6 protein-coding genes are annotated in these 5,542 nt (G+C 74.4%); 5 read left to right on the forward strand and 1 reads right to left on the reverse strand.

The window, feature by feature from the left end; genetic code table 11:
- Window positions 1–319: helix-turn-helix domain-containing protein (locus VF468_25810; protein HEX5881703.1), on the forward strand; the 319-nt coding region annotated here is incomplete at its 5' end.
- Window positions 320–687: 368 nt separating this feature from the next.
- Entirely contained in the window at window positions 688–1,161 is a 474-nt protein-coding gene (locus VF468_25815) for a DUF6069 family protein (GenBank protein HEX5881704.1), read from the forward strand.
- Here the strand turns inward: VF468_25815 and VF468_25820 are convergent.
- The gene (locus VF468_25820) at window positions 1,158–1,883 is read right to left on the reverse strand and encodes an HAD-IA family hydrolase (GenBank protein HEX5881705.1); all 726 of its coding nucleotides are present in this window, start codon (window positions 1,881–1,883) and stop codon (window positions 1,158–1,160) included. The genes VF468_25815 and VF468_25820 overlap by 4 nt on opposite strands.
- 228 nt (window positions 1,884–2,111) lie before the next feature.
- Between VF468_25820 and VF468_25825 the strand changes: the two genes are divergently transcribed.
- The 3 genes from VF468_25825 to VF468_25835 all read left to right on the forward strand — a co-directional run.
- Window positions 2,112–2,669, forward strand: coding sequence for a hypothetical protein (locus VF468_25825; GenBank protein HEX5881706.1), 558 nt, complete (start codon window positions 2,112–2,114; stop codon window positions 2,667–2,669).
- A complete protein-coding gene (locus tag VF468_25830; protein ID HEX5881707.1) occupies window positions 2,666–3,418 on the forward strand; it encodes an oxygenase MpaB family protein in 753 nt (250 codons plus the stop codon). Before VF468_25825 ends, VF468_25830 begins: the two co-directional genes overlap by 4 nt.
- Window positions 3,419–3,432: 14 nt before the next feature.
- A partial coding sequence (locus tag VF468_25835) for an AAA family ATPase (protein HEX5881708.1) occupies window positions 3,433–5,542 on the forward strand: 2,110 nt, incomplete at its 3' end.

Below are 5,542 nucleotides of genomic sequence, written 5' to 3' on the forward strand. Positions count from 1 at the left end.
GGCGCTGCTGTCGATCCTGGCCCGGCAGGTGGTCACCCAGGACGGGCTGGTCGACGACCTCCTGTTCCTTGACCTCAAGGGCCGGGTCGCGAAACGGCTGCTCGGCCTGGCGACCAGCTCCTGGGAGCGGCCGCCGGCCGACGGCGCCGTCGTCGACTGGGGGCTCCCCCAGGCGGACCTCGCATCCTTCTGCGGCGGAACCCGAGCCAGCGTCAACCGCGTCCTCGCCGACCTCGACCGCCGGGGGCTGATCACCCGCGCCCACCGCCAGTACGTCCTGCGCGACGTCGAGCGGCTCCGCCGCCTGGCCGGACTGTAGGCCCGGGTCAAGGGATGGCCCCGCCGCCGGCATAGGGCAAGCTCGGCCCGGGATCACCGGCAAGGGAACGGGAGGTGGCGGGCCATGGACATCTGGTTGATCACCGACGGCGGGGTGGAGCGGAAGGCGACCGAGGAGCTCGACTGTTGATCGCCATGCAGGAGGGGCTCGTGTGGGTGGACACCCCCACCTCGCCGTGGTGCTGGTGGTGATGGCGGTCATGTCGGCGACCCTGCTGCGCTGGACCAAGCGCCAGGGCGGTGGGAGCGCGACCCGGCCATGGCGTGCCACTTCATCCGTTGTGGGTGATGTGCCGTCACGCGCCAGTGAGGACCATGGCCACGCTCGCCTCGTGGAAGGAGCCGTATGTGACCGTCCCTCCCTACAGCACCGGGAACTATGAGGACGGCGCCCGGCCGGCCCGCTCCGTGGACGCCGGCCGCCTGTGGACCGGCGGTGTGGCCACCGCGCTCGTGGCCGCGCTGGTCACGCTGGTCGGCGTCCTGATCGCCCGCGGCCTGTTCGACGTGCCGGTGCTCGCCCCCACCGACGAGGGCACCCTCGGCAACGCCAGCACCCTCCGGCTGGCCCTCTTCGCCGCCCTGGCCGCCCTGCTGGCCACCGGGCTGCTGCACCTGCTGCTGCTGAGCACCCCGCAGCCCCGCCAGTTCTTCACCTGGATCATCACCCTCGCCACCCTCGCCGCCGCGCTGGTCCCGTTCCTCACCTCCGCCGACCTGGACGAGAAGATCGCCACCTCGGCGATCACCCTGGTGGTCGGCCTGGCCATCGGCTCCCTGCTGTCGGGCGTCGCCCGCAGCGCCACCCGCATCCGCCGCTAACCATGCGCGAACGCGGCGTCGGCGGCGTCGGCGAAGGCGGCCATGGAGGGGAACTCCAGGTCGTAGGTCCAGGCCTCGGAGGGTTCGGGGGTGGCGCCCCAGCCGGGGCGGTCGTGGCGGCGGTTGATCCACACCGAGCGGAGGCCGGCCGCGCGGGCCGGGACGTGGTCGTGGAACAGGCTCTGGGCGACGTGGAGGAGCTGGCCGCGGGGGACGCCGAGGTCGTCGAGGGTGCGGAGCAGGGCCTGGAAGTGGTTGCCGGCGGGCTTGTAGGCGCCGACGTCCTCGGCGGTGATGACGGCCGCGAACCGGCCGCGCAGCTGCCGGTTGCTGGCGGCGAAGCCGTCGCGGTGGACGTTGGACACGATGATCAGCCGGTAGTGGGCGGCCAGCGAGGCCAGGGCGGCGGCGGAGTCGGGGAAGGCCGGCCAGTCGGGCACCGAGTTCCCCAGCCGCCCCGCCCAGACGTCGTCGACGGGGCGGCCCAGCGCCTCCCCGGTACGGCGGAACGCGGTGGCGAGCACGTCGGGGTACCGCGCCGTTGGCCGGTCGCGCTCGACCGCAGCCTCGTGGCCGCCGTAGGCGGCCAGGAGCTGCTCGTCGTCGAGGTCGAGCCCGGCCTCCCGGGCCCAGGGGCCGAGCACGGCGGCGATCCCGGTCTCCCAGTCGATCAGGGTGCCGTAGCAGTCGAAGCTGAGGACCTTGAAGTCGGCGAGGTCCATCTCGATCCCTCCCGGAGGGTGGTCCGCGTCCGAACCGATTCCTTCCCGCCCGGGACGTGTGTCGCGCGTCACGGTCGATTCGTGACGTGCGTCACTGACATCACCCCCGGGTGGAACGTTCACTTCACGGGTAGCCGTGCCGTGGGGGTGCCGCCGTGACCTTTCGCATGACCTCCTTCTGACGCCTGCCCTCTTGTCGGACTATCTGACCTTGGGGGGCATGCTGCCATGGCCAGAACCTCACAGGGAATGTGGGAGGAGCGCCTGGAGGAGCTCCGCTGCCAGGCCGACCCGGAGATGGACGAGCTGGTCCACCGCTACTACCAGGACCACCAGGAGCTGGAGGACGTCCGCAGCCTGGTCCTCCAGATGCTCTCCGAGCTCGGCGAGGCCAAGCGCAACCCGGCCGGCGAGCCCGCCACCGCCGCCGGCCAGGCCGGGGACCGCCTGTCGGCGCTGCTCGACCCGCCGCCCCTGCCGCCCTGGGCCAGGGACGAGGCGCGGATCACGCGGGGCCAGGCCGTGTTCGCCGACCGGGGGCTGTACCAGTCGGCGGCGCTGTTCTTCGCCTCGCTCCCGATGGCCTACGCCTCCGACGACGGCGGCGCGGCGGCGCTGGTCCGCGTGTCGGACCTGGCCACCGACAACCTGACCCGGCGGGTGGCCGAGACCGGCCAGATGCTGATCGACGTGATGGGCGTGCGCGGCCCGGACGCCCTGCAGCGGGGCGGGTCGGGTACGCGACCGCGGTCGGGCTGCGGCTCCTGCACGCCTGCGTCCGCGTGATCCTGCTCGACCCCGACACCGAGGCCAACGAGCGGGCGCCGTGGCCGGCCGAGCGGTTCGGGCCGCCCGTCAACCAGAAGCTGCTGCTGGCCACGCTGCTCGACTTCACCCTGGTCACCTGGCAGGCGATGGAGCGCATGGGCGTCGGCCTTGACGACCAGGACCGCGAGGCCCACCTGTACACCTGGAGCATCATCGGGTTCCTGATGGGGCTGGACGCCTGCCAGGACGGACCGCTCACCCTGGCCGACCTCGACGAGCTCAGCCCGCTCATGAGCCGCGACGTCGGGCCCACCGACGACGGCCGCAAGCTCATGGACGCCCTCATGGCCGAGATGGAGGAGTTCATGTACCTGGGGTGGCGCAAGCTCCCCCGGAGCCTGGTCCACTGGCTGTTCCAGGGCGCCGAGCACGGCATCGACCGCCTCCCCGAGCACCTCGGCGTCGGGCCGCCCGCCTGGTGGGCCGGCCCCCTGTTCGGCTCGCTCTCGTCCGCCCACCGGGGCGGCTGGCTGCTCGGCCCGCTGCGGCCGGCCGCCCGGCTGCTGATCCGCAAGGCCGGCCGCTACGTGCTGCTCGCCTACACCGACCGGTTCGCCGGCGAGCAGCGTCCGTTCCACATCCCCGACGGGCTGGCCCGGAGCTGGAAGCTCCACCAGGGGCCGGTCGCGCGACAGGTGCGGGCGCGGCGCCGGCAGGCCCGCCACGCGGTGCGAGCCCGCATCGGCGAACCATCCCGAGCCGAGTAGCAGGAAGGTGCCCCATGACGCCCCGCCCCCCGGGAACGCTGACCACGGCAACCATCCTCTTCACCGACGTCGTCGACTCCACCTCGACCCGCACCCGGCTCGGCGAGGAGCTGGCCGAACGCCACCTGCGCCACTACGACCAGCTGATCCGCGCCGTGGCCACGGTCCACGGCTCGGTGTTCAACCGCAGCCTGGGGGACGGCCTGATGGCGGTGTTCGAGTCGGCCACGGCCGCCCTCGACGCCGTGACCGCCATCCAGTACGCCGTCGCCGCCGAGAAGGACCAGGCCGTCGAGGCGATCGCCATGCGGGCCGCGCTGAGCGCCGGCGACGTTCGCTGGGCCGAGGACGACGTCCGTGGCCTGCCCACCGTCCAGGCGGCCCGGTTGCTCGCCGCCGCCCGGGGCGACCAGGTCCTCTGCACCGACCTGGTGCAGCGCCTGGCCCAGGGGCGGGGCGGCCACGAGTTCAAGGAGCTGGACCCGGTGCCGGGCAAGGGGCTGGCGTCGCCGATGCCCACCTACGAGCTGCTCTGGCGCCACCACGACCGGGCCGACAGCGGCCGCCTCCCGGCCTGGCTGGACGGCGACCATCTGCTGCCGCTGCTGGGCCGCGACGAGGAGCTCGCCGTCCTGGACGAGGAGCTGGCCGCGGCCCGCTTCGGCGCCCGGGTGGTGATGCTGCGGGGCGAGGCCGGCGTCGGCAAGACCCGCCTGGCCGCGGCCCTGGCCCGGCGGGCGGTCGGCCAGCGCTGCACGGTCCTGTCCGGGCGCTGCACCGACCCGGCCAGCCAGGCCTACCAGCCGGTCGCGGACGCCCTGGAGCGGGTCGTCCGCGAGGCGCCGGAGCTGCTCCTGCGGGCCGGCCTCGACCAGCGGTCGGGGCAGCTGGTCCGGCTCGTTCCCGAGCTGGCCTCGCCCCCGTTCGGCCTGACTGTCCCGCCGCCGGCCGACCCGGTCTCGGAGCTGCACCAGCTCCTGGCGGCCCTCCGGGCCCTGGTGGAGCAGCTGACCGACGTGCGGCCGGTCGTGTTCGTGGTCGACGACCTCCACTGGGCGACCGCCGAGTCCCTGCAGATGCTGGAGGCGGTCATCCGCAACGCCGACGGCCTGGCCCTGCTCGTCCTGGCCACGGCCCGCAACGAGGCCTTCGACCCGGCCTCGACCTCCACCCACGAGCTGCGCCGGTTCGCGGCCCTGCCCGCGGTGCGGATGCTGCCCGTCGGCGGGCTGGCCGTGGAGGACGTGACCGCCGCCGTGGCCGCCGTCGACGACTGCGAGCCCGAGGTGGCCCAGCGGGACGCGATCCGCCTCCACTGGGTCACCGGCGGGAACGCGTTCCTGGTGACCGAGATGCTCCGGGACCGGGTCCGGGGCGACGAGCTCGACCTCGACAGCGTGGCCGTGCCCGACGTCGTGGCCCGCTTCGTCGCCGCCCGCCTGGCCCAGCTCGGGCCGGAGGCCCGCAAGCTGGTCAGCCTGGTCGCCGCCGGCGAGCAGCTGGACGCCGAGGCCCTCACCCTCGGCCTCGGGGCCGACGAGGCCAGCTTCGTCGCCGCCGTCGAGGAGGCCGAGGCCGCCGGCCTGCTGACCTTCCCGCCCGGCGGCTCCTGCCAGTTCACCCACGAGCTGATCCGCAGCGCCGTCTACCGCTCGCTGTCGACGCCGCGGGCGGCCATGCTGCACCGGCGGGTCGCCGACTCCCTGCGGCGGGCCGACCCGGACATGATGGCCACGCGGCCCTACCTGGTCGCGTCCCAGCTGGTCGCCGCCACCCAGTACCGGGGCGACCAGCCGTACCTGGCCGAGGCGGCCGAGGCGGTGGAGCGGGCGGCCCGCCACGCCCTCGACCGGCTCGCCCACCAGGAGGCGGTCGCCTGGTTCGAGCAGGGGCGGGAGCTGCTCGAGCGGATCGAGGACGTGCCGGCCGGGCGGCGGGCCGAGCTGGTGCTGGACTGCGGCAAGGCGATGTGGCTGGCCGGCCATCCGGAGGCCCGCTCGAGCCTGCTCGAGGCGGCGCGCCTGGCCCGGTCCTGCGGGCGGGACGACCTGGTGGTGGCCGCCGCCCTCGCCGGCGACCGGGGCTTCTTCAGCGTCACCGCGGCCACCGACCACGAACGCATCG

The organism is Actinomycetota bacterium, from assembly GCA_036280995.1.
In the GTDB taxonomy this organism is placed as follows: domain Bacteria; phylum Actinomycetota; class CALGFH01; order CALGFH01; family CALGFH01; genus CALGFH01.